Below are 23,222 nucleotides of genomic sequence, written 5' to 3'. Positions count from 1 at the left end.
CATCGGTGAGGGTCAGCAGTTCTTCGCCGGTGACCATCGACACCGGACAGCCGTTGGTGCAGGTCGACGGCACGCAATCGGCGCTGTCACCGTTGGGGTTTTTTGCCTGATTAGGGGCGTCGTCGTGATGTTCGTTTTTCTTCAACAAGGCGTTGCGCCTGGCATTCCAGCGCAGTTGCATCCGGCCTTTTTTCACCCCGGCGGCGATACCGCGCGCGGCGACGGTTTTGTATTGATCAACGTACTTGATGAAGCCGTTGACGATGCCAAACAACGCCTTCACCAATCGCTTCACTGCCGACAGCAACTGAACCGCGCGATCCGCCAGACGCAGCGTCAGATACGCGATCCCTGCGCCACCGCTGGCGAAAGTCAACACAACGCTGATCAGCACATCGATCAGCAACTGCACGATCATCATCGACGCCGCTTCCGCGGTTTTGCCGGCGAGTTCACTGGGCGGCAGCATTTCCAGCCAAAGACTCGCGGTGCGCAGCAGCAAGCACAGCGCCGCCTCGTCACTGACCAGCAATTGAAGCTGTGCCATGACTTTGGGAGCCGTTGCAGCCAGATTGATCAGATCAGTCGCACCATTGCCTAACCGCCCCACAAAGGCGCCCGGATCCTGAAGGATCTCCGACAGCAATCCGATGCTGTCCCACACACCCTCGATCGCCGCCCAGCTCCCGGCCAACATGCCGTTGCCTGCCGCCGTCGCCACCGACTGCGACCACTGCGGCTTGAAACCCTGCCACTCGCTGCGCAGCCAGCCATCCAGCTCGCCAGTCAAACCGTCATAGGACTTGAACAGCGCCTCGACCTGCTCCGGGGTGACTTCGCTGTGTACATGCACGCGATAGAACTTGCCCGGCGTTCCCTTGAATTTGCCTTTACCTTCGGCATCCAGGGTGATGGGCGTCGTTTCACCACCGTCCATGGCCATCACATCGACCACAATGTTGCCCAGCGGGATGTCGTACACCGACTCGAACTTGCTCTCGATCAGCATCAGCCCGCCCTTCGGGCACTGGACGACGCCGGAGAAAAACTCGTTGTCGCTGCTGCTGACGGCAGTACTGCGGTCGCCGAAGCGGATGAACCGCTCCATACCCATCAGGGACGGCAGATCCATGGCATCGCTGACGGTGTCGGCCGCACGGCTGGCCCAGTGCTTGAGCTGCTCGCGATAAAGACTGAGGGTGTCGGGAAAGCGGTCGAGTGCTTGCTCGATACGGGTGATGGCTTCCATCAACGCACGCTTGAGTGCGAGATAAACTGAATGACCGGGTCGAACATGGGCGTTCCCTCGCACAGAAATTAGGCGCGAGGACTTTGCGGGGGATCACTCAAGAAATAAGTCAGGCGAGTAGGCAATTGCTGTAGGAGAAGTCTGCAACAAAGCTTTTGATGCCAAGCCAATAAGCGAAAACGCAAACGGGGCGTGAGTTTTCCTCACGCCCCGTTTATAGATCAGACACAAATGGATTTACTGCGTTGAATCCCTAGCACCCAGCTCTTTCAATTTCAGCTCGGCCAATGGATGCCCGGCCTTGGCGGCCATACCCCACCAGCGTGCGGCTTCAGCAGGATCCGGGGCTTTGCTCGCGGTACCCGCGAAACTGATGACGCCGACTTGGTAGGCCGCTTTGCCATCGCCCGCCAAAGCCGCCAGACGCAGTAAGCGCACGCCCTCTTCACGCGCTCCCAGCCCTACGCCGCGAAAGGTCAGGATGTGTCCGTAGAAGCTTTGCGCACCGACATCGCCAAGGTTGGCCATGCGCGCAAACTGGCCTTCAAGCCAGCGCCAGCCACGCGGCTGGCGAACAAACCACGACCAGTGAAACAGCCTACGCGCCAACCAGTAACTTGCCTGCGCCTTGAGTCGTAAAAACACTCAAGCCTCCGCCGATTCCGGGTACTCGTATTCGAACACCCTGACCACTTCCGACGCATGCCAAGACGCTGCAGCGACGCCATCGGATGGCCCGGAAAAGCGCCCCAGACGCTCGACACATTCAAAAAACCCGGTACGCGGCAAACGACTGGCGCCTTGGCTGATGACGAGCGAACTGCGCAGCGGTTGTTCGGCCTTGGCATCCAGTGCCGCGAGATGTTCAAGTGCGGCGGTCAAGGTTTGCATCGCCGGCGTCGGCAATTGCAAACGTTCGAGCAAAGCCCGATAAGTCAGAAGATGGCGCTGTCGGCGCGCCTGATCAAGTTCCCCCAGCAATCCGTCCCAATGTTGACGACTGATGCGTACACTCACGATTCATCCCTCCACCCGGGCACCGTCAGTTCCCAAGCCAAGCTGCGGCGAATCGCGGCGTCGGGTTGACGCTCACCACTTTCAATCATGGCCAGGTAAGACGGGCTGATGCCTACCGTGCGGGCCAACGCCTCAATGGCGATGCCCTTCCCTTCGCGCAAACTGCGTAATTGATCCAGACCTGGAAGCATCGGGTCTGGCGATGCCGCGAGCGGTGCTTGAGCCTGCCGCGACGGTGCTTCGTTGATGCCTGCTGCTTTCAGTAGAGCCTGATACTGAGCCCATGGCAGAACCGCATATTCGGGTTCGCCATCGCGTGCAATTATCTGAATATCCATGACTACCCCGTAGGACAACAACACTTAGCGAGTCGGCACTTTTCCCTAGAAGTGTAATCCTAACAGCGGCTAAGGTCGCGGGGGGGATCTATCTGAACGTGGCCTTCTTGAATCAGGGCTTTTTCGGGCCCTGAAGTTGAAGTTGCTCGGGGGTATCGGGCAGACGCTCGACCACCGCGAGTTTTTCCGGTTGCTGGCGCTTGCGCCAGAAGCGGAAAGCCGTCAGTTCATCGTCGAGGGTTTTCATCAGCCAGGCGAGGACGGCGATGTCGTCGAGCATACCGAATACCGGGATGAAATCCGGTATCGCATCGACCGGACTGAGGAAATACATCAACCCCGCCACTACCGAAATCAACGCTTTCGGGCTGATCGCGCGGTACTCACCGCGCCAATAGGCCAGGCACAATGCCTGGAGCAAACGCAGATCGTCCTTGAGTTTGCCGAGCCGATCACCTTGCGCGGCGCCTTTGCTGGCGACGGCAAACAATAAGGTCGGCAGGCGACCGCGAGCCAGCAGGCGGCCGGCCAAGGGCAGGAATCGAGCGAAATTCCACGGAGCTTTCATCTATTCCTCCCGTTGAAATGTTATCCACACAAATTGTGGATAACCTTGTGAACAGAGCTGCATTTGCGCGCTGAGAGCCCCGTTTTATAAGGGCCGCGCTCAGATCGGGCGTTTTTTACTCACATAAAAAACCCCAATATTTCATTGACTTGGCAGCTCAGGGCGTCTAATGCGGGCAGCCTCAAAGCTATGACTGTCGTGACCGGCATCGGTTCGCTCTGTTTACCCTCGCCATCCTCCAGACGCAACAACGCCCCGCATAAGCGAGGCGTTGTTGTTGAAACCGATGCTGATTACTTTGCAGCAGCAGCGTCTTCTTTGGCTGGATCCTTGATGGCCAGCAGCTCCAGGTCGAACACCAGAACCGAGTTGGCCGGGATTGCCGGGCTTGGCGACTGTGCGCCATAAGCCAGATCGCTAGGGATGTACAGTTTGTACTTCTCGCCAACGTGCATCAGTTGCAGACCTTCAACCCAACCCGGAATCACGCCGCTCACCGGCAGATCAATCGGGCTACCGCGCTCGACGGAGCTGTCGAATACGGTGCCGTTGGTCAGCTTGCCGGTGTAGTGAACAGTCACGACGTCGGTAGGCTTAGGCTGTGGGCCGTCGGCTTTCTTGACGACTTCGTACTGCAGACCGGAAGCAGTGGTGGTCACACCGGCCTTCTTGCCGTTTTCCTCGAGGAATTTCTTGCCGGCGGCTGCCGACTCTTCGCTCATCTTGGCCATACGTTCTTCAGCACGCTTTTGCAGCGCGGCGAAGGCTTCGACCAGTTCCTCATCTTTCAGCTTCTGTTCTTTCTTGCCGACGGCATCTTCGATGCCCAGGGCTACTGCTTTGGAGTCCAGATCATCCATACCTTCCTGAGCAAGGCTCTTGCCCATGTTCAGGCCGATACCGTAGGAAGCTTTTTGCGCCGGGGTTTTCAGCTCTACGCTGGTCTGCGAATCACAACCCGCGAGGACCAGGCTAACCAGGGCTACCGCCGCCGCCAACCGATGCTGTTTCATGCTATTTCCTTGTTCATGCGCCGAAAGGGCAATCGAGTAAAGCCGCGAGCTTATCAGGCCGCCACGACCAATGGCTACCGGCATGAGAGCAGGAATCTTGCGATAAGTTCAGGGACTAAAACGCATTTGGCCAAAGGCACGATGAAGCTTCTGTCATCTATTCCTGACAAGGACCGACTCCCCTCCCCCAACATCTGGCGTAATGGCCACTTGCCGCACAGGACCAAGCTCAGGCATAACAGCGCAACAACTCGACAAGGATGTTTATCTTGCGCCTCTTATTCCGTGTGCTGACCCTGATCGTCGTACTGCTGGGACTCGTCCTCGCGTTGGTTTTGTACTTCGTCGCCAATCCGAAATTGCCCTTCTATACCCCCGTCCAACAGGTGCACTACCTGAGTCAGTGGACTGAGCAAGAGCGGCAAATCTACTATTTCACACCCCAGGGCACCCAAGTCAAAGGGCTGCGCTATGAGTGGTTCCAGGCCTTGGAATTACCCTTCTCTGAGCAACGCTTCGCCTCCCCAGAGTACCTCGCTCGCTTCGGCTTTCTGATCGATCCGCAGCAAAAAGCCACGCCGACAAACCCCGGCAATCTGCCAGTAGGCTTTGCCCGACACCAAAATCCCGGCAGCTCCGAGCACTACCTGGACATCACTTGCGCGGCTTGCCACACCGGTGAATTGCGCTTCAAGGGTCAGGCCGTGCGCATCGACGGTGGCGCGGCGCAGCATGTTTTGCCTTCCAGCGTTCCTACACTCCGTGGCGGCAGTTTCGGACAAGCACTAGTGGCAAGCCTGACCTCGACTTACTACAACCCCTGGAAATTCGAGCGTTTCGCACGACAGGTGTTGGGTAATGATTACGACACGCGCCATGAACAACTGCGCAAGGACTTCCAAACCTCACTGAATACCTTCCTGAGAGTCGCCTGGAACGACACCCATCGCGGCCTCTACCCGACTGAAGAAGGTCCGGGACGCGCCGATGCATTCGGGCGCATCGCCAACGCTACGTTCGGTGATGCGATATCCCCTGCCAACTACCGCGTGGCCAACGCCCCGGTGGACTACCCGCAGTTGTGGGACATGTGGACCTTCGATTGGGTGCAATGGAACGGTTCGGCGCAGCAGCCGATGGCGCGCAACATCGGTGAGGCGCTGGGTGTCGGCGCTACCCTGAATTTCTTCGATGACAACGGCCAGCCACTGCAAGGCGATGCGCGTTATGCCTCAAGCGTTCGTGTGCGCGATCTGCACAAGATAGAAGAAACCTTGCAAAAGCTTCAGCCACCCGCCTGGCCGGAGGCGTTATTCGGCCCCATCGACAAGCCCCTGGCCGCCAAAGGACGCGCGCTATTCAGCGAAAACTGCGCCGGGTGTCACGTTCCACGCACGACTCAGGAAGGCGAACGCTGGGTGCAGCATTTGCACATGTTGCCCGTGGACGTCATCGGCACCGATCCAAACGCCGCCAACAACATCGCCAGCCATCGCTTCGATCTGACGGCCCTGCAATGGGACCCCAAAGAACTGGAGAGCATGGATGTAAAACTTCATCCGACACCGAAGGAACCGCTGGATCTGAGCCAGTTATCCGTGGCCAAGGGCCTGGCTTACGTCACCGCATTCGTCGAGAACCGGGCCTATCGCGAGGCCGGGGTCACGCCGCAGGAGAAGCCACAACTCGACGGTTTCGGCCTGCCGATCGGTGTTCGTGAAAAAATCGCCTACAAAGCGCGACCACTGGCGGGTGTCTGGGCTACTGCGCCGTTTCTGCACAACGGCTCAGTGCCGAGTATTTATCAGTTGCTGTCACCGCAAGATGAACGCGCTGCCACCTTCTATAAAGGCACCTTCGAGTACGACCCACGACATCTGGGCTATCGCACCGAAGCCTTCACCAACGGTTTTCTGTTCGACACAAGAATCAGCGGCAACCATAACAGCGGCCATGAATTTCGCGCCGGCGTACGTGGTAACGGCGTCATCGGCCGACTGTTGCAGCCCGAAGAGCGCTGGGCGCTGCTCGAATACCTGAAAGTCCTTGGCGGCCCATTGGAGGCGCAATTGCCATGATCCTGTCGACGCACAAGAAAGAATTATCGATGTTGGCGCGAATCTGGTTGTGGCTGGGACGTCTACTGGGCAAAACCTTGCTGATCATGCTTGTGATCGGCCTGCTCGGCTGGGCGGTCTCCGCGGCCTGGTTTGCCTGGCAGCATCGCGGCCCGGTTTCGGCGCTGGAGCAGGTTCCACCCGGTGAAGCGGGCATGACTCAGGAGGTGATACAGACCGCTGTGCGTATCGTCGATCAGCACCGCGAAGGCACGCGGTACCTGCGTGACGCGCATGCCAAGGCGCACGGTTGCGTGAAGGCTGAAGTGCAAGTGTTGGCGGATCTACCGCCGGCGCTGCGTCAAGGCGTGTTCAGTGAGCCGGGTAAAACCTGGCCGGCGATGATTCGATTATCGAATGGCAACGCCTACCCGCAGTTCGACAGTATGCGTGACGCACGGGGCATGGCGATCAAATTGCACGATGTGCCGGGCAAACAGTTGCTGGAGAACCGCCAAGGACAACACGAACAGGACTTCGTGATGTTCAGCCATCCGAACTTCTTTGTCAGTGATGTCGCCGAGTACCGTCAGAATGTGGCGGCTCAGGCTGACGGCAAAAAGATCACGGCGTTTTTTCCGGGATGGGATCCGCGCAATTGGCAAATCCGCCATTTGTTCATCGCACTGGCCACACTGTCGCCGCCGCCGGACAGTCCGACGGACACGACCTACTTTTCAGTATCGCCCTACAAATTTGGCGAGGCCAATGCGAAGTTCCGGGTAGCACCCGACCCGGACCATTGCCCCGCCTACACGCTGCCCAAGCAGAACCACGACTTGCCAAATTTCTTGCGCAGTGCGTTGAATCAGCAATTGTCGACGGATCGTGTGCCTGCGTGTTTCGTCTTGCAGATCCAGCGCCAGGATGCGAACCATTACATGCCGATCGAGGACACCAGCATCGAATGGCGCGAGCAGGATTCACCGTTCGAAACCGTAGCGCGGATAACCTTGCCGCCGCAGGACTTCGACACACCGGCGCTGAATCTGGCCTGCGACAACTTATCGTTCAACCCGTGGTTTGGCATTGAAGCGCATCGGCCCATTGGCGGGATCAATCGTCTGCGTAAAGCCGTCTATGAAGCTGTGAGTGACTATCGACATAGCCAGAATGCTGCACCGTAGACGTGACCCCCATTTCAAGTCCGGCCGATAAACAGCAAACGCCAGACAGCAAAAAACCCGCACTAGGCGGGCTTCTTGTGGTGATCTGGCGTTCAGTGTTCCAGATTACCGAATATGGCGCAGCGGACGGGACTCGAACCCGCGACCCCCGGCGTGACAGGCCGGTATTCTAACCGACTGAACTACCGCTGCGCGAAACGCTTGAAACGAATGGTGGGTGATGACGGGATCGAACCGCCGACATTCTGCTTGTAAGGCAGACGCTCTCCCAGCTGAGCTAATCACCCTTCGCTTCGTTACGGGGCGCATTATGCCACAAGTTTTCGTAATGTGTTGATTTAATTGAAGTTTTTTCAAAAAAATCCGAAAACCGGTGAAACGACACAAACCCGATGGAACAAGGTACAAACTTGAGACAGAAAAAAACCCGCTTTAGCGGGTTCTTCCGTGGTGACCTGGCGTTCAGTGGTCCAGGTTACCGAATATGGCGCAGCGGACGGGACTCGAACCCGCGACCCCCGGCGTGACAGGCCGGTATTCTAACCGACTGAACTACCGCTGCGCTAAACACTTGAAACGAATGGTGGGTGATGACGGGATCGAACCGCCGACATTCTGCTTGTAAGGCAGACGCTCTCCCAGCTGAGCTAATCACCCTTCGCTTCGGTGTGGCGCGCATTCTACGGAGCGACCCCACCTCTGGCAAGCACTTTTTTAAATAATTTTCTCAGGCCTTCCAAAGGCTTAGAGAAGGGTTGGCCTATGCCACGGCGAAGACAATAATGCCCCCCTTTGTATAAAGGAGAGACTCACCCCATGTGGTTCAAAAACCTGCTTATCTATCGCCTGACCCAAGACCTGCCTGTCGATGCCGAGGCGCTGGAAACTGCACTGGCCACCAAACTGGCGCGTCCATGTGCAAGCCAGGAGTTGACCACCTACGGTTTCGTCGCGCCATTCGGTAAAGGCGAAGATGCTCCACTGGTGCACGTCAGCGGTGATTTTCTGCTGATCGCTGCCCGTAAAGAAGAACGCATTCTGCCTGGCAGCGTCGTGCGTGACGCGGTCAAGGAAAAGGTCGAAGAGATCGAAGCCGAGCAGATGCGCAAGGTCTATAAGAAGGAACGCGATCAGATCAAGGATGAAATCATCCAGGCCTTCCTGCCGCGTGCCTTCATCCGTCGCTCGTCGACCTTTGCGGCCATTGCGCCGAAAACGGGTCTGATCCTGGTCAACTCGGCCAGCCCGAAACGTGCCGAAGACCTGCTCTCCACCCTGCGTGAAGTGATCGGCACCCTGCCCGTCCGTCCGCTGACCGTGAAGATGGCACCGACCGCTGTGATGACCGATTGGGTCACCACGCAAAAAGCCGCCGACGATTTCTATGTACTGGACGAGTGCGAACTGCGCGACACCCACGAAGACGGCGGTATCGTGCGCTGCAAGCGCCAGGACCTGACCAGCGAAGAAATCCAGTTGCACCTGAGCACCGGCAAAGTCGTCACTCAGTTGTCGCTGGCCTGGCAGGACAAGTTGTCGTTCATGCTCGACGACAAAATGACCGTCAAGCGCCTGAAGTTCGAAGACCTGTTGCAGGATCAGGCGGAACAGGACGGCGGCGACGAAGCTCTAGGCCAACTGGACGCCAGCTTCACCCTGATGATGCTGACGTTCGGCGACTTCCTGCCGGCGCTGGTTGAAGCGTTGGGGGGTGAAGAGACTCCTCAAGGGATCTAACCCCGGGTGAAATCTCAATGTGGGAGCGGGCTTGCTCGCGAAAGCGGTGTGTCATTCAAATAAATATTGGCTGACCCGACGCCTTCGCGAGCAAGCCCGCTCCCACAATTGGTTTTGTGGTGTGACTAATAATAAGGATCGGGCCATGCGCGCACTGGCTGCACTCAGCCGCTTTGTCGGCAACACCTTCGCTTACTGGGTTCTGATTTTCGCCGTCGCGGCATTCCTGCAACCGGCATGGTTCCTTGGCCTCAAAGGCGCCATCGTGCCGTTGCTCGGACTGGTGATGTTCGGCATGGGCCTGACCCTCAAACTCGACGACTTCGCCGCCGTTGCCCGCCACCCATGGCGTGTGGCGCTGGGCGTGGTCGCGCATTTCGTGATCATGCCGGGCGTGGCGTGGTTGTTGTGCCAAGCGTTTCACCTACCGCCAGAAATTGCTGTCGGTGTGATTCTGGTTGGCTGCTGCCCCAGCGGCACCTCCTCCAACGTGATGACCTGGCTGGCCCGCGGCGACTTGGCGCTGTCGGTGGCCATCGCCGCCGTCACCACCCTCCTCGCCCCGCTGCTGACCCCGGCACTGATCTGGCTGCTGGCCTCGGCGTGGTTGCCGGTGTCGTTCATGGAGCTGTTCTGGTCGATCCTGCAAGTGGTGCTGCTGCCGATCATCCTCGGCGTCGTTGCTCAACGTTTGCTCGGCGATAAGGTTCGCCACGCGGTCGATGTATTGCCTCTGGTGTCGGTGGTCAGCATCGTGATCATCGTCACCGCTGTGGTGGCGGCCAGTCAGGCGAAGATTGCCGAATCCGGCCTGCTGATCATGGCCGTGGTGATGCTGCACAACAGCTTCGGCTACTTGCTGGGTTACTTCACCGGGCGCCTGTTCAAGTTGCCGTTGGCCCAGCGCAAATCACTGGCACTGGAAGTCGGGATGCAGAACTCCGGTTTGGGCGCCGCGCTGGCCAGTGCACATTTCTCGCCATTGGCGGCAGTGCCGAGCGCACTGTTCAGCGTTTGGCACAACATTTCCGGGGCACTGCTTTCGACATACTTCCGGCGAATGAGTGAGAAAGAAGACCGTCAAATGCTGTCACGACAAACAGCGGACTGATTTCAAAACTTGATCCCGGGGTTAATGCTCGTCAGACTATTTCGCAACGCGGGGACGACCCTGCGGCTCGATCGAGTCATTAATCCGGGGACGACCCCATCAATCGATGGAGGTCTTTCATGTCCTGGATCATTCTGTTTTGCGCCGGCCTGTTCGAAGTCGGCTGGGCCGTCGGCCTGAAATACACTGACGGCTTCACCCGCCCGCTCCCCACCGTACTGACCGTTGCGGCCATGGCCATCAGTCTTGGCCTGCTGGGCCTTGCGATGAAGGAGTTGCCGCTGGGCACCGCTTATGCGATCTGGACCGGCGTTGGCGCCGTGGGCACGGTGATTGCCGGGATCATTTTGTTTGGCGAGTCGATGGCGCTGATTCGGTTGGCCAGTGTGGCATTGATCATTACCGGACTGATTGGCCTCAAGGTCAGCGCTTAGGCCACTACCGCTTTCGCGAGCAAGCCCGCCTACATTCAGCCGCGTTCTGCCAGAGGAATACGGTCAACTGAGGGAGCGGGCTTGCTCGCGAAGGGGCCCTTGAAGTCAGCGACTATCTGATTGTCCCGCGCAACGCCCCCACCAACTCCTGCAATTTCGCCGGCTGCGCGGCTTCCACAGCCACCGCCGGTCCGGCCACCAACGTCACCCGCGACCACAACCGGCGGAACACGCCCTTGTTCGGATCGCGGCTGAAGAAACTCCCCCACAACCCCTGCAATGCCAGCGGAATCACTGGCACCGGTGTTTCCTCCAGAATCCGCGTCAACCCGCCCTTGAACTCGTTGATCTCGCCATCGGCCGTCAACTTGCCTTCCGGAAAGATACACACCAGCTCACCATCCTTCAGATACTGGGCTATTCGGCTGAAGGCCTTTTCGTAGATCTGAATGTCTTCGTTGCGTCCGGCAATCGGAATTGTCCCCGCCGTGCGAAAGATAAAGTTCAGCACCGGCAAGTTGTAGATCTTGTAGTACATGACAAAGCGAATCGGCCGACGCACCGCGCCACCAATCAGCAAGGCGTCGACAAACGAAACGTGGTTGCACACCAGCAGCGCCGCGCCCTCATCCGGGATCGCTTCCAGATGGCGATGCTCGACGCGGTACATGGAATGGCTGAGCAGCCAGATCATGAAGCGCATGCTGAACTCGGGAACGATCTTGAAGATGTAGGCGTTGACGCCGATATTCAGCAGCGACACCACCAGGAACAGTTGCGGTATCGACAGTTTGACCACGCTCAACAACACGATCGAGACAATCGCCGAGACCACCATAAACAGTGCGTTGAGAATGTTGTTGGCCGCGATCACCCGCGCCCGCTCGTTCTCGGCGGTGCGCGACTGAATCAGTGCGTACAGCGGCACGATGTAGAAACCGCCGAAAACGCCAAGGCCGAGAATGTCGATCAACACTGCCCAGGTGTGTGCGAAGCCGAGCACTTCGGTCCAGCTATGGCCGGTGACGCTCTGTGGAATTCCGCCGGAATGCCACCACAGCAGCAGGCCAAACACAGTCAGGCCGAACGAGCCAAACGGTACCAGACCAATCTCGACCTTACGCCCGGAAAGCTTTTCACAAAGCATCGAGCCGAGAGCGATACCGACCGAGAACACCGTAAGAATCAGCGTAACCACGGTCTCATCGCCGTGCATCCACTCCTTGGCGTAGGCCGGGATTTGCGTCAGGTAAATCGCCCCGACGAACCAGAACCACGAGTTGCCGACAATCGAACGCGACACCGCTGGCGTCTGACCCAAACCCAGTTTCAAGGTCGCCCAGGACTGGCTGAAGATGTTCCAGTTCAAGCGCATTTGCGGCGATGCAGCCGCCGCACGGGGAATGCTGCGGCTGGCCAGATAGCCCAGCACCGCGATGCCAACGATGGCGATCGACACCAGTGGCGCGTAATGCGTGGAAGACATGATGACCCCGGCACCGATAGTGCCGGCGAGGATGGCCAGGAACGTGCCCATCTCCACCAGCCCGTTGCCACCCACCAGTTCATCCTCATGCAACGCCTGCGGCAGGATCGAATACTTCACCGGCCCGAACAACGCCGAATGCGTGCCCATGGCGAACAGCGCGACCAGCATCAGTGACAGGTGATCGAAGAGGAAGCCGACCGATCCCACCGCCATGATGGCGATTTCCGCCAGTTTGATCAGACGGATCAGCGCGTCCTTGGCGAACTTCTCACCGAACTGTCCGGCCAGCGCCGAGAACAGGAAGAACGGCAGGATAAACAGCAGCGCGCACAGGTTGACCCAGATGGAGCGGTCACCTTCGATGGTCAGCCGATAAAGAATGGCGAGGATCAACGACTGCTTGAACACGTTGTCGTTGAACGCACCGAGCGACTGCGTGATGAAAAACGGCAAGAAGCGCCGGGTGCGCAGCAGGTTGAACTGTGAGGGGTGGCTCATCTTCCGTGTGTACCTGTTTTTGTAGAGGGAGGCCTGGATACTGTTTATTGGAATCTCGAACCGCGATCCAGGCCACACCTTACCTAAACTTTTCAGGTTATTTCTTCAAACCTGCAATGCACGGCGAGACAAACAGCTCGCCGCGCCAGGCGCCTTGCAGGGTTCGCTTGCCGACAATCAGCCACATCACCGCCAGCAAAGTAACCAACACCGTGCCGAAAATACTGAAAAATGTCAGGTTGAGCGTGCTCGCCAGTTTCAAGGTTGCCAGCGAATACACGCCCAACGGGAAGGTGAATCCCCACCAGCCGAGGTTGAACGGGATGCCGTCACGCAGATAGCGAACGGTGATCAGCAACGCCATCAACATCCACCACAAGCCAAAGCCCCACAAAGTGATCCCCGCCACCAGCCCCAGGCCCGCAGCGATTTCACCGATGCCTGGCAGACCGTTGGCCGCGAAGATCGCCGGCGCATCAGCGCCCAGCAGCAACATGCCCAACGCCCCGGTGCCGATAGGCCCGAGTGCCAGCCAGCTCGACGCTGCCATGTTTTCGTGAGGCAGTTTGTGCAGGGCCATACGCAGCAGCAGGATGGTCAGAATGCTGAACGCTACCGGTAGGGAAAATGCCCAAAGCACGTTACTTGTGGTCAACACCACCAGTTGCGAGTGGGCATCGGTCAGGTGCGGGGCGAGCAAACCACCGCTGGCCGCCGCGACTTCGGCAGCCACGACGGGCAACAGCCAAACGGCGGTCATCTGATCAATGCTGTGTTCCTGGCGCGTGAACATCATGTACGGGATCAACACGCCGCAGGCCAGCGACATCGCCACATCAACCCACCACAGCACTTCAGCTAGCTGAATCACCCCATCGCCCCAGCGCGGCAGACCGAACACCAGGAAGCCGTTGATGATCGTCGCCAGCCCCATGGGAATGGTGCCGAAGAACATCGACACGGTGGAATGGCCGAAAATCCGCCGTGCCTCGTCGAAAAACAGCATCCAGCGGGCGGCGTAAGCAGCGGTAAACAATGCGAACAACAGGATGTTGAACAACCACAACCCTTCGGCCACAGCGTGCATCCCGGGAAGGGTCAACGGCAATTGCGCCAGCGCCAACGCCAGCACGCCGGTGCCCATGGTCGCGGCGAACCAGTTCGGGGTGAATTGACGGATCACTTCACGCGGATGCTGAAGTTGATTGAACGGCTTGATGCCGGGTTTGGCGCTGTTGGGGCAAGTCATCGTGAACTCCTGTCCTCGGGTGAGGTTGAGTCCATGGTAGAACCGAATCGAATATCTATATAACGGGTAATATCTCTAACTGTTATCTATTTTACAAATAAGCAGTCAAACGCTACCTTCGCTCTCGATCACCAGAATCCGCGCCGCGCCTTGCGGATGGGCGACATGTTCGGTGCCAACCGAGGCGTAGAAGATGTCGCCAACGTTGAGTTGCACCTGTTTTTCTTCGCCCTGCTCGCGATAGCGCATCTCCACTTGCCCATCGAGCACCACGAACACTTCCTCACCATCGTTGACGTGCCATTTATAGGGCTGATCGGTCCAGTGCAGGCGTGTGGTGATGCCGTTCATGTTGGCGATGTCCAGCGCCCCCCAGGCTCGGTCGGCGGTGAAGGTTTTGCTGCGAATAATCTTCATGAGTCGATCCGTGAGAAGAATGGCCGGGCAAGGCTAACCGAAACCGCGGCGGTTATGGAGCGTTGCACACCTTGACCGGTTGAGCACGCAGACTGAGCAACAAAGCGCCTAGCGCCAATACGATCAGCACCACACCGTAGCCATCGGTGGTCGCGAGCAATCCAAAGCGGCGCGCCAGGTAGCCGGCGAGCAACGCTGGCAGGCAGAACGCCAGATAACTCAGCGTGTAGTACGCCGACATCAACCCGGCGCGCTCATGAGCCAAGGCCTGTGGCACCAGACTGCGCACGGCGCCGAGGAACCCGGCGCCAAAGCCGCAGCCTGCCACCAGCGTGCCGAGGAAAAACAGCGACAGACTGGCGCTGTGAACGCCAAGCAGAATCAGCACCAGCCCCATCGGCAGCAGACTCGCGCCCAACTGCAAGGCTCGTTTGGCGCTGCGACTGCGCAGGGTGAAGATCATCAGTGCGCCGGTCACGGTCAATGCCGCCACGGTGGCGCCGCCGACCAGGTTGGAAGTGGAACCGGTGGCGGCGCGCACCAGCGACGGTGCCAGGGATGCGTAAAAACCACCGAGCGCCCAAGTCGCAGTGTTCAGCGGCAATACTCGCCATAACGTTGAACGTGCCTGAACGGGGACGTGCAAGGTTGGCCGCAATGACGCCCAAGCCCCGGCTTGCGGCGTTACGCTTTCCGGCAGACGCCAGACATACAGCGCCTGAAGCACAAACAGCGCGAACAGCAGCCAATACGTCAGTTGCAATGGTTCTGGGGCGAACTCGACCAACAAGCCACAGCCCATGCCGCCCAATGCCATGCCGAGCAGCGGTGCAACGCTGTTGATCAACGGCCCTTGCTGGCGGTCGGTGTCCAGCAACGTGGCGCTTAAAACCGCGGTGGCCATGCCGGTGGCGAAGCCTTGCAGAACCCGCGCTGCAATCAACCCACTGATGCTGTCGGCATAAATGAACAGCAACATCGCCAACGCATTGAGCAGCACAGCCGTGAAGATCACCGGTTTGCGCCCCAGGTGATCGGAGAGCGAACCGACGGTTAATAACGCCGCCAGCAGACTCAGGGCATAGACACCAAAAATCAGGGTCAGCACCGCGGCCGAGAAATGCAACTGATCCTGATACAGGTGATACAACGGTGTCGGCGCAGTGGAAGCGGCGAGAAAACTGAGTAAGGTGATCGCCAGAAACCACAGGTTCGAGCGATGGGAAACAGGACTATTCATGAGCACACTCCGCAAAAGCTAATTTTTTGCTTTTGCGGAGTGTGCTACCGCTCAACGCTTAAAGCAAATTCTTTGTGTTAAGGTCTGCCGCATGGCTATTAAAGAAGGTTTACGCCCCGGCGGTCGCAGCGCCCGGGTGCAAGAGTCGATTCACTCGGCCGTTCGCGCTCTCCTGCAAGAACAGGAGCGCTCGAGCGTGACCGTCCCGCAAATCGCAGCGCGTGCCGGCGTTACGCCATCGACGATTTATCGGCGCTGGGGGGATTTGGCAGCGTTGCTGGCCGACGTTGCCCTCGCCCGCATGCGCCCCGACAGCGCGCCGGCTGAAACCGGTAGCCTGCGCAGCGATATTCGCGCGTGGGCCGAGCAGTATCTCGATGAAATGAGTTCCGAACCTGGGCGCAACATGATGCGCGACGTGCAGGCGAGCGCCACGCCAGGCTATTGCGTGACGATTATCGGGGCGCAGTTACAGACCATCATCGAGCGCCATCCTGACGAGCCGGCACCGAGCGTTGATCGGCTGATCAATCTGGTGGTGTCGCCCGTGGTGTTTCGCATCCTGTTTTCGGCGTCGGCGCTTGAGGTGGAAGAGTTGCATCGGTTGATCGATATTGCGCTGAAACAGGACTGATGCTGTCGCTGGCTTGCCAGCGATGAAGCCAGCCCAGTCACCATGAAAAACACCCGGTTCCCTACCCGCGACACCCCGCCACGCCACGACCTTGGTCGACACTGACTAACCGCCACACTCATGCGAGACTGTCCGCCCGGGCAGGAGTGCCGGGGAGTCTTCTGTCGGGAGTGTTGCATGTCGTTGTCCACCGGGCTGATCGCCGCCGTTGCCCTGGCCTATATGGCCATCATGTTCGCCATCGCCTTCTACGGCGACCGTCGCAGCACACCGTTGCCACCGCGAATGCGGGCCTGGGTGTACAGCCTGTCGCTGGCGGTTTACTGCACCAGTTGGACATTCTTCGGCGCGGTCGGCCAGGCCGCTGAACAATTGTGGGCATTCCTGCCGATTTACCTGGGGCCGATCCTTCTGTTAGTGGGCGCACCGTGGGTTCTGCAAAAAATGGTAATGATCAGCAAACAGGAGAACATCACCTCCATTGCTGACTTCATCGCGGCGCGCTACGGCAAATCACAATCGCTGGCGGTGGTCGTCGCGCTGATCTGTCTGGTTGGCGTCCTGCCCTATATCGCCCTGCAACTCAAAGGCATCGTCCTGGGCGTGAACCTGTTGATTGGCGCCGGCGTCGACGCCATGGGCACTCGCGGCCAGGACACGGCGCTGATCGTGTCACTGGTGCTGGCGCTGTTCACTATCGTCTTCGGCACCCGCAACCTCGACGCCACGGAACACCACCGTGGCATGGTGTTGGCCATTGCGTTCGAATCGCTGGTCAAGCTGTTCGCGTTTCTGGCCGTCGGTGCCTTCGTGACCTACGGCCTCTACGACGGTTTCGACGACCTGTTCAACCAGGCGATGCTCGCGCCGCGCCTTGAGCAATACTGGAAAGAGACCATTAACTGGCCTTCGATGGTGGTGCAGACCGGCGTGGCGATGATGGCGATCATCTGCCTGCCCCGGCAGTTCCACGTCACGGTGGTCGAGAACATTGATCCGCAGGATCTGCGCCTGGCCAAATGGGTCTTCCCGGCGTACCTCGCCTTGGCCGCGCTGTTTGTCGTCCCGATCGCCCTCGCCGGTCAGATGTTGCTACCCAGCGACGTGCTGCCCGACTCGTTCGTGATCAGCCTGCCACTGGCGCAGGCCCATCCGGCACTGGCGTTACTGGCATTTATCGGCGGCGCATCGGCAGCCACCGGCATGGTGATTGTCGCCAGTGTGGCGCTGTCGACCATGGTCTCCAACGACATGCTGTTGCCGTGGTTGCTGCGGCGCAAAAACGCCGAGCGCCCGTTCGAAGTGTTCCGTCAGTGGATGCTCTCGGTGCGCAGGGTCACCATCGTGGTGATCTTGCTGCTGGCTTACGTCAGCTATCGCTTGCTGGGCTCGACGGCGAGCCTGGCGACCATCGGCCAGATCGCTTTCGCCGCGGTCACCCAACTCGCTCCGGCCATGCTCGGCGCCTTGTACTGGAAACAGGCGAACCGCCGTGGCGTCTTTGCCGGCCTCGCCGCCGGCACGTTCCTGTGGTTTTACACGCTGGTTCTGCCCATTGCCGCCCACAGTCTGGGTTGGTCGCTGAGCAGTTTCCCGGGGTTGGCGTGGCTGCACGGCAACCCATTGAACCTGCCGATCTCGCCCCTGACTCAGGGCGTAGTGCTGTCACTGGCGGGTAACTTCACCCTGTTTGCGTGGGTCTCGGTGTTATCCCGCACACGGGTGTCGGAGCACTGGCAGGCCGGGCGTTTCATCGGCCAGGAAATCAGCGCCCGCCCGAGTGCGCGCTCGATGCTGGCGGTGCAAATTGACGACCTGCTGCAACTGGCGGCGCGGTTTGTCGGGGAGGAACGCGCACGGCAGAGCTTCATTCGTTTCGCTTACCGTCAGGGCAAAGGCTACAACCCGAACCAGAACGCTGACGGCGAATGGATCGCCCACACCGAGCGCTTGCTGGCCGGCGTACTCGGCGCGTCTTCGACGCGCGCGGTAGTAAAAGCCGCTATCGAAGGTCGGGAGATGCAACTGGAGGACGTCGTGCGTATCGCTGACGAAGCTTCCGAGGTCCTGCAATTCAATCGTGCGCTGCTGCAAGGTGCGATTGAAAACATCACCCAAGGCATCAGCGTGGTCGACCAGTCACTGAAACTGGTGGCCTGGAACCGTCGTTATCTGGAACTGTTCAACTACCCGGAAGGCTTGATCAGCGTCGGCCGGCCGATTGCCGACATCATTCGCTACAACGCCGAGCGCGGTTTGTGTGGCCCGGGTGAAGCGCAAGTGCATGTTGCCCGACGCCTGCACTGGATGCGCCAGGGCCGAGCGCACACCTCTGAACGCTTGTTCCCCAATGGTCGGGTGATCGAGTTGATCGGCAACCCGATGCCCGGCGGCGGTTTCGTCATGAGTTTCACCGACATCACCGCATTCCGCGAAGCCGAGCAGGCTCTGACCGAAGCCAATGAAGGATTGGAGCAACGGGTCAGCGAACGGACGCAGGAATTGTCGCAACTCAACGTCGCATTGACCGACGCCAAGGGCACCGCCGAGGCGGCAAACCAATCGAAAACCCGTTTCCTCGCTGCCGTCAGTCATGACCTGATGCAGCCATTGAACGCCGCACGGTTGTTCTCTGCCGCCCTCTCCCATCAGGACGACGGCTTGAGCAGCGAGGCGCAGAAACTGGTCCAGCACCTCGACAGTTCGTTGCGCTCGGCTGAAGACCTGATCAGCGATCTGCTGGACATTTCCCGTCTGGAAAACGGCAAGATCAATCCCGATCGCAAGCCGTTTGCCGTCAATGAACTGTTCGACACGCTGGGGGCGGAGTTCAAGGCGCTGGCCCAGGAACAAGGTTTGACGTTCCGCGTGCGCGGCAGTCAGTTGCGCATCGACAGCGACATCAAGTTACTGCGACGAATTTTGCAGAACTTCCTCACCAACGCTTACCGTTACGCAAAAGGCCCGGTTTTACTGGGTGTGCGGCGACGCGTCGGGGAATTGTGTCTGGAGGTCTGGGATCGCGGGCCTGGTATTCCGGAAGACAAGCAGCACGTTATTTTCGAGGAGTTCAAACGCCTTGACAGCCACCAGACGCGCGCCGAAAAAGGCCTCGGCCTTGGGTTGGCGATCGCCGACGGTTTGTGTCGCGTGCTCGGTCATACGCTGCGGGTGCGCTCTTGGCCGGGGCGCGGCAGTGTGTTCAGTGTCAGTGTGCCGTTGGCTCGCACGCAAACCACACCGGTGGGCGTCGTTGCCGAGATCAATGGCAAGTTGCCGAGCGGCGCGCAGGTGCTGTGCATCGACAACGAAGACAGCATTCTGATCGGCATGAACAGCTTGTTGAGCCGCTGGGGCTGCCAAGTGTGGACGGCGCGCAATCGTGAGGAATGCGCCGCGCTGCTCAGCGAGGGGGTGCGGCCGCAATTGGCGCTGGTCGACTATCACCTTGATCACGGCGACACCGGGACCGAGCTGATGGCGTGGTTGCGCACGACTCTGGGCGAGCCGGTACCGGGCGTGGTGATCAGCGCCGATGGGCGCCCCGAGATGGTCGCGCAGGTACACGCGGCGGGCCTGGATTATCTGGCCAAACCGGTGAAGCCGGCGGCGTTGCGGGCATTGCTGAGTCGGTATTTGCCGCTGTAAATCTCGGGTTTGCAGCGAAACGACTGATGCCTTCGCGAGCAAGCCCGCGCCCACCGGGTTGGGGTGCCCCTTGCAGGCGCGGGCTTGTGGTGATTATTCGGGTAGCTCGACCAGCCCATCGACGTCCGTCATCGCCCGCTCGAGCAAATCTGCCGGCAAGCTCTTGCTGGCCCGCGCGCCCAGCAGCTTGAGCTGTTCACTGCGACTGACCAGATTGCCGCGCCCTTCTGTCAGTTTGTTACGCGCCGAACTGTAGGCTTTGTCCAATTGCTGCAGGCGATTGCCAACCTCGTCCAGATCCTGAATGAACAGCACGAACTTGTCGTACAGCCATCCGGCGCGCTCGGCGATTTCCCGGGCGTTCTGGCTCTGGCGTTCCTGCTTCCACAGGCTGTCGATCACCCGCAGAGTCGCCAGCAACGTGGTCGGGCTGACGATGACGATATTGCGGTCAAATGCGTCTTGAAACAGGCTGGGCTCAGCCTGCAATGCAGCGGAAAACGCCGCTTCGATCGGCACGAACAGCAAGACGAAATCCAGGCTGTGCAAGCCCTCCAGGCGCTTGTAATCCTTGCCGGCCAAGCCTTTGACGTGATTGCGCAGGGACAGCACATGTTGCTTGATTGCCACCTGCCCCAGCGTGTCGTCATCCGCCGCCACATATTGTTGATAGGCCGTGAGGCTGACCTTGGAGTCGACCACCACTTGCTTGTCGCCCGGCAGGTAAATGATCACGTCGGGCTGGAAGCGCTCACCGTCCGGGCCTTTGAGGTTGACCTGGGTCTGATATTCGCGGCCCTTTTCCAGACCTGCGTGTTCCAGCACGCGCTCAAGAATCAGCTCGCCCCAGTTACCTTGGGTTTTCTGGCCTTTCAGGGCGCGGGTCAGGTTGGTCGCCTCGTCGCTCAAACGCAGGTTGAGCGCTTGCAGACGCTCCAGCTCCTTGGCCAGCGAGAAACGCTCACGGGCCTCGGCCTGATAGCTTTCTTCCACGCGTTTTTCGAAGGATTGAATGCGTTCCTTCAGCGGATCGAGCAACTGGCCGAGACGCTGCTGGCTGGTTTCGGCGAAACGTTGTTCACGCTCATCGAAGATCTTGCCCGCCAGCTCGGCGAACTGCGCACGCAACTCATCGCGCGAGCCTTGCAGGTCGTTGAGGCGTTGTTGATGGCTTTCCTGCTGCTCACGCAGTTCGGCATTCAGCGAAGCCGCCTGAGCGTCGAGGCGGCGCAGTTCAGCCTCTTTGTTGGCACGCTCGATGTTCCAGGCATGGGAGGCGTCACGGGCGTCATCGCGCTCGATTTGCAGCAGTTCGACTTCGCGGCGCAGTGCCGCCAGATCGGCCTGTTTGGTCGCGTTGGCCTGGCCAAGGTCAGCGACTTCGTCGCGGCTGGCATCAAGCTGAGCGCTGAGCCCGTCCTGCGCCAATTGCGCCATGGCCAGCCGCTCTTCGAGCAAGGCCACCTCGGCTTGTCCGGTACTCGCCCGGCGTTGCAGTTGCCAGGCCAACGCCAACAATGGCAGCCCAGCGCCTGCGAGACCGAGCAATACGCTGGTCAAGTCCATAGCCATAGCGACTCCTGCCGATCCGATAAAGCCTGAAGGGTAACGAAGGTGTCAGAACTTGGACAGCTCAGTCTTCGATGAGGCCAAGTTCCTGTTGCGCACGACGGTCGCCGGCGCGGGCGGCCTGACGCAGCAGATCCTGACCAATGCGACGGTCCCGGGCATTACCGCACTCGCGGCACATCAACTGACCGAGACGACTTTGTGCGGCGACCACGCCTTCACGCGCCGGTTGCTTGAGCAGGCGGCCAGCCAAGTGTTTGGCGTTATGGCTGTCACTCAGGCGCGGACTGTCGAGCAACCATTCGGCCACACGCACGGAAAATCGCTTGGGAGAGGTAACACGGAGATGTTCTGAGGTAACAGCGTCTGGTACTGAGCGAAACTTCATAAAGCACTGTGGGACATATCGGAAGGCGCGCCACTTTACTCTCTTTTTCTTACAGGTAAAGTCGAAAAACAACCCGGCACGCCCGTGCTAGAGCAAGCGCTCGGGACAATCCACAGAAGCTGTGGATAACTCAGTGGACAACCGCTCTCCAACCCTCGCAAAGCCTTGTGGAATGGGGCCCGCAGTCAAACTGACGATTTTTTCACCAACAAAAAAAAGCGATGTTTTTCATTGACTTAAACTTTCGATACAGGCAGCCACCGGAGTCAGGATTGATGTGACAGCGTCGTTACAGCTTGCGCAACTAATGTGCACAAGTGCCTGTTACCCGGTTATATCAATGCGCTTTTTCGGTTCGTTTTGGCACCCTGACTAACGATAAAGGGCTCTGAGGCGCCGTTTCACGGATATGTCTTCGCCGACCGACGGTCGAGATGTGAGCCAATCCGGGGCGCCCCAGCGAGGTCGTTTCGCGAACTCCGCTCGCTACTGCAATCTTTTTCAACGCAGGGTTTGCTTTGTCCAATTCGATCCGTTAGTATCCGCGGCGTTAGTACCAAGCTGAAAGTCAATTCCGGTCGAACGCATCCCCACGGTCAACCTTCTTCCAAGAAGCCACTACCGAAAAAAGCGGGATCGACCCCTCGATGGTTTCCAGGTAAATCTTGCGACAACACAGCCTTTGAATGAATGCAAAGGGTGTTGCGAAGGCCACTTACTCTGACCGAACCAACCTGCAAATTGATCAGGATCTTCACCCCGGGCCCAGAACCTTTGCCCTTGATGTGTTGCCTGCCCTCCTAAGTACCTACCTGCCAGCCCAAGCGCGCCAACTTAATAGCGCTTCAAACTGGCTGCTTTGTTCCAGTCGGGTTCTTCGTTCGACCAATGGTGGTCGACGTTACTGGAACGTTTTAACGTTGCACGGCTCTTATCCGTGTCATTTGTAGGAACACCTAATAACTATGTCTGCTCAAATTCATACTCAGGATGCCATTCGCACCCTAACCAACGCTTTTGCACCAATGAACTGCCTGATCATGGCCGCTCGCAAAGGCTGCTTCAGCTTCACCGTGGTCAATGAACACGGGATCGCCCGCCACAGCGAGCGTCTGTACCCCGATCAATACTCCAGCGCCGAACCGCTGCAGGCCGTGATCGATCGTACACGTCAGGCCCTGATTGCCTGAGAGCCGAAAAGGCTGCAAAAAGCAAAAGCCCTGCTTAAAACGCAGGGCTTTTTATTGCCTGATGTCTCGTCCTGAATAAGGTTTACACCTTCTGGCTTCTTATCAGGAGGGGGCAATGGATACGGGCGCAAAACGTAGTCAACGCGATTACACGCTGACTTTTAAATTGTCGGTTGTCGACCAAGTCGA

19 protein-coding genes, 4 tRNA genes and 1 pseudogene are annotated in these 23,222 nt (G+C 58.9%); 8 read left to right on the top strand and 16 right to left on the bottom strand.

Annotated elements, in window-relative coordinates:
- From AACY18_RS27030 to AACY18_RS27005, 6 genes and pseudogenes are all read right to left on the bottom strand, one after another.
- Positions 1-1,249: pseudogene (locus AACY18_RS27030) on the bottom strand (type IV secretion protein Rhs); the annotation flags it as partial.
- A 237-nt stretch (positions 1,250-1,486) separates the two neighbouring features.
- A complete protein-coding gene (locus AACY18_RS27025) occupies positions 1,487-1,894 on the bottom strand; it encodes a sel1 repeat family protein (protein WP_339433673.1) in 408 nt (135 codons plus the stop codon).
- Positions 1,895-2,266, bottom strand: a complete 372-nt coding sequence (locus AACY18_RS27020) for a hypothetical protein (RefSeq protein ID WP_003223109.1) — start codon at positions 2,264-2,266, stop codon at positions 1,895-1,897. It lies immediately after the preceding gene.
- Positions 2,263-2,604 (bottom strand): helix-turn-helix domain-containing protein, encoded by a 342-nt coding sequence (locus AACY18_RS27015; protein WP_339433674.1) that lies wholly within the window; start codon positions 2,602-2,604, stop codon positions 2,263-2,265. The genes AACY18_RS27020 and AACY18_RS27015 overlap by 4 nt, the downstream gene beginning before the upstream one ends.
- A 112-nt stretch (positions 2,605-2,716) precedes the next feature.
- Positions 2,717-3,172: a YkvA family protein gene (locus AACY18_RS27010; protein WP_339433675.1), complete on the bottom strand. Its 456-nt coding sequence runs from the start codon at positions 3,170-3,172 to the stop codon at positions 2,717-2,719.
- Between the two features lie 293 nt (positions 3,173-3,465).
- Positions 3,466-4,185: an FKBP-type peptidyl-prolyl cis-trans isomerase gene (locus tag AACY18_RS27005; RefSeq protein ID WP_339466732.1), complete on the bottom strand. Its 720-nt coding sequence runs from the start codon at positions 4,183-4,185 to the stop codon at positions 3,466-3,468.
- A gap of 269 nt (positions 4,186-4,454) precedes the next feature.
- Here AACY18_RS27005 and AACY18_RS27000 point away from each other — a divergent pair, with 269 nt between their 5' ends.
- Entirely contained in the window at positions 4,455-6,263 is a 1,809-nt protein-coding gene (locus AACY18_RS27000) for a di-heme-cytochrome C peroxidase (RefSeq protein ID WP_339466731.1), read from the top strand.
- 29 nt (positions 6,264-6,292) lie between these two features.
- A complete protein-coding gene (locus AACY18_RS26995; RefSeq protein ID WP_339466733.1) occupies positions 6,293-7,429 on the top strand; it encodes a catalase family protein in 1,137 nt (378 codons plus the stop codon).
- A gap of 115 nt (positions 7,430-7,544) precedes the next feature.
- Here AACY18_RS26995 and AACY18_RS26990 read toward each other — a convergent pair.
- From AACY18_RS26990 to AACY18_RS26975, 4 genes are all read right to left on the bottom strand, one after another.
- Positions 7,545-7,621: transfer RNA gene (locus AACY18_RS26990), tRNA-Asp, on the bottom strand.
- Between the two features lie 19 nt (positions 7,622-7,640).
- Positions 7,641-7,716 (bottom strand) — tRNA-Val (locus tag AACY18_RS26985).
- Positions 7,717-7,914: 198 nt separating this feature from the next.
- Positions 7,915-7,991: transfer RNA gene (locus AACY18_RS26980), tRNA-Asp, on the bottom strand.
- Positions 7,992-8,010: 19 nt separating this feature from the next.
- Positions 8,011-8,086: transfer RNA gene (locus AACY18_RS26975), tRNA-Val, on the bottom strand.
- A 159-nt stretch (positions 8,087-8,245) separates the two neighbouring features.
- Between AACY18_RS26975 and rdgC the strand changes: the two genes are divergently transcribed.
- The 3 genes from rdgC to sugE all read left to right on the top strand — a co-directional run bounded on the left by rdgC (position 8,246) and on the right by sugE (position 10,711).
- A complete protein-coding gene (gene rdgC, locus AACY18_RS26970; RefSeq protein ID WP_339433677.1) occupies positions 8,246-9,166 on the top strand; it encodes a recombination-associated protein RdgC in 921 nt (306 codons plus the stop codon).
- 145 nt (positions 9,167-9,311) lie between these two features.
- Positions 9,312-10,277: a bile acid:sodium symporter family protein gene (locus AACY18_RS26965; RefSeq protein WP_339466730.1), complete on the top strand. Its 966-nt coding sequence runs from the start codon at positions 9,312-9,314 to the stop codon at positions 10,275-10,277.
- A 119-nt stretch (positions 10,278-10,396) separates the two neighbouring features.
- Positions 10,397-10,711: a quaternary ammonium compound efflux SMR transporter SugE gene (gene sugE / locus AACY18_RS26960; protein WP_126361504.1), complete on the top strand. Its 315-nt coding sequence runs from the start codon at positions 10,397-10,399 to the stop codon at positions 10,709-10,711.
- Positions 10,712-10,823: 112 nt separating this feature from the next.
- Here the strand turns inward: sugE and AACY18_RS26955 are convergent, their stop codons facing one another.
- From AACY18_RS26955 to AACY18_RS26940, 4 genes are all read right to left on the bottom strand, one after another.
- Positions 10,824-12,698 (bottom strand): MFS transporter, encoded by a 1,875-nt coding sequence (locus AACY18_RS26955; RefSeq protein ID WP_339433679.1) that lies wholly within the window; start codon positions 12,696-12,698, stop codon positions 10,824-10,826.
- A gap of 97 nt (positions 12,699-12,795) precedes the next feature.
- Positions 12,796-13,947, bottom strand: coding sequence for a TDT family transporter (locus tag AACY18_RS26950; RefSeq protein ID WP_339466728.1), 1,152 nt, complete (start codon positions 13,945-13,947; stop codon positions 12,796-12,798).
- Between the two features lie 105 nt (positions 13,948-14,052).
- Positions 14,053-14,364 carry a cupin domain-containing protein gene (locus AACY18_RS26945; protein ID WP_339433681.1) on the bottom strand — a complete coding sequence of 104 codons (312 nt, stop codon included), beginning with the start codon at positions 14,362-14,364 and terminating at the stop codon, positions 14,053-14,055.
- Positions 14,365-14,416: 52 nt separating this feature from the next.
- Positions 14,417-15,604, bottom strand: coding sequence for an MFS transporter (locus AACY18_RS26940; RefSeq protein WP_339433682.1), 1,188 nt, complete (start codon positions 15,602-15,604; stop codon positions 14,417-14,419).
- A 91-nt stretch (positions 15,605-15,695) separates the two neighbouring features.
- Here AACY18_RS26940 and AACY18_RS26935 point away from each other — a divergent pair, with 91 nt between their 5' ends.
- Positions 15,696-16,238: a TetR/AcrR family transcriptional regulator gene (locus AACY18_RS26935; protein WP_339433683.1), complete on the top strand. Its 543-nt coding sequence runs from the start codon at positions 15,696-15,698 to the stop codon at positions 16,236-16,238.
- Positions 16,239-16,415: 177 nt separating this feature from the next.
- Positions 16,416-19,886, top strand: a complete 3,471-nt coding sequence (locus tag AACY18_RS26930; protein ID WP_339466727.1) for a hybrid sensor histidine kinase/response regulator — start codon at positions 16,416-16,418, stop codon at positions 19,884-19,886.
- A 93-nt stretch (positions 19,887-19,979) separates the two neighbouring features.
- Here AACY18_RS26930 and rmuC read toward each other — a convergent pair whose 3' ends face one another.
- Positions 19,980-21,344 (bottom strand): DNA recombination protein RmuC, encoded by a 1,365-nt coding sequence (gene rmuC, locus AACY18_RS26925; protein ID WP_339433723.1) that lies wholly within the window; start codon positions 21,342-21,344, stop codon positions 19,980-19,982.
- Between the two features lie 175 nt (positions 21,345-21,519).
- Positions 21,520-21,843 (bottom strand): sel1 repeat family protein, encoded by a 324-nt coding sequence (locus tag AACY18_RS26920; RefSeq protein WP_339433685.1) that lies wholly within the window; start codon positions 21,841-21,843, stop codon positions 21,520-21,522.
- Between the two features lie 965 nt (positions 21,844-22,808).
- Here AACY18_RS26920 and AACY18_RS26915 point away from each other — a divergent pair.
- Positions 22,809-23,033, top strand: a complete 225-nt coding sequence (locus AACY18_RS26915; protein WP_221732211.1) for a hypothetical protein — start codon at positions 22,809-22,811, stop codon at positions 23,031-23,033.
- Positions 23,034-23,222: the final 189 nt, after the last annotated feature.

It is taken from the genome of Pseudomonas sp. EA_65y_Pfl2_P74, assembly GCF_963970575.1.
Lineage (GTDB): Bacteria > Pseudomonadota > Gammaproteobacteria > Pseudomonadales > Pseudomonadaceae > Aquipseudomonas > Aquipseudomonas baetica_A.
The sequence above is the reverse complement of the archived record's forward strand: the minus strand, read 5'-3'. Positions and strand labels throughout refer to the sequence as shown.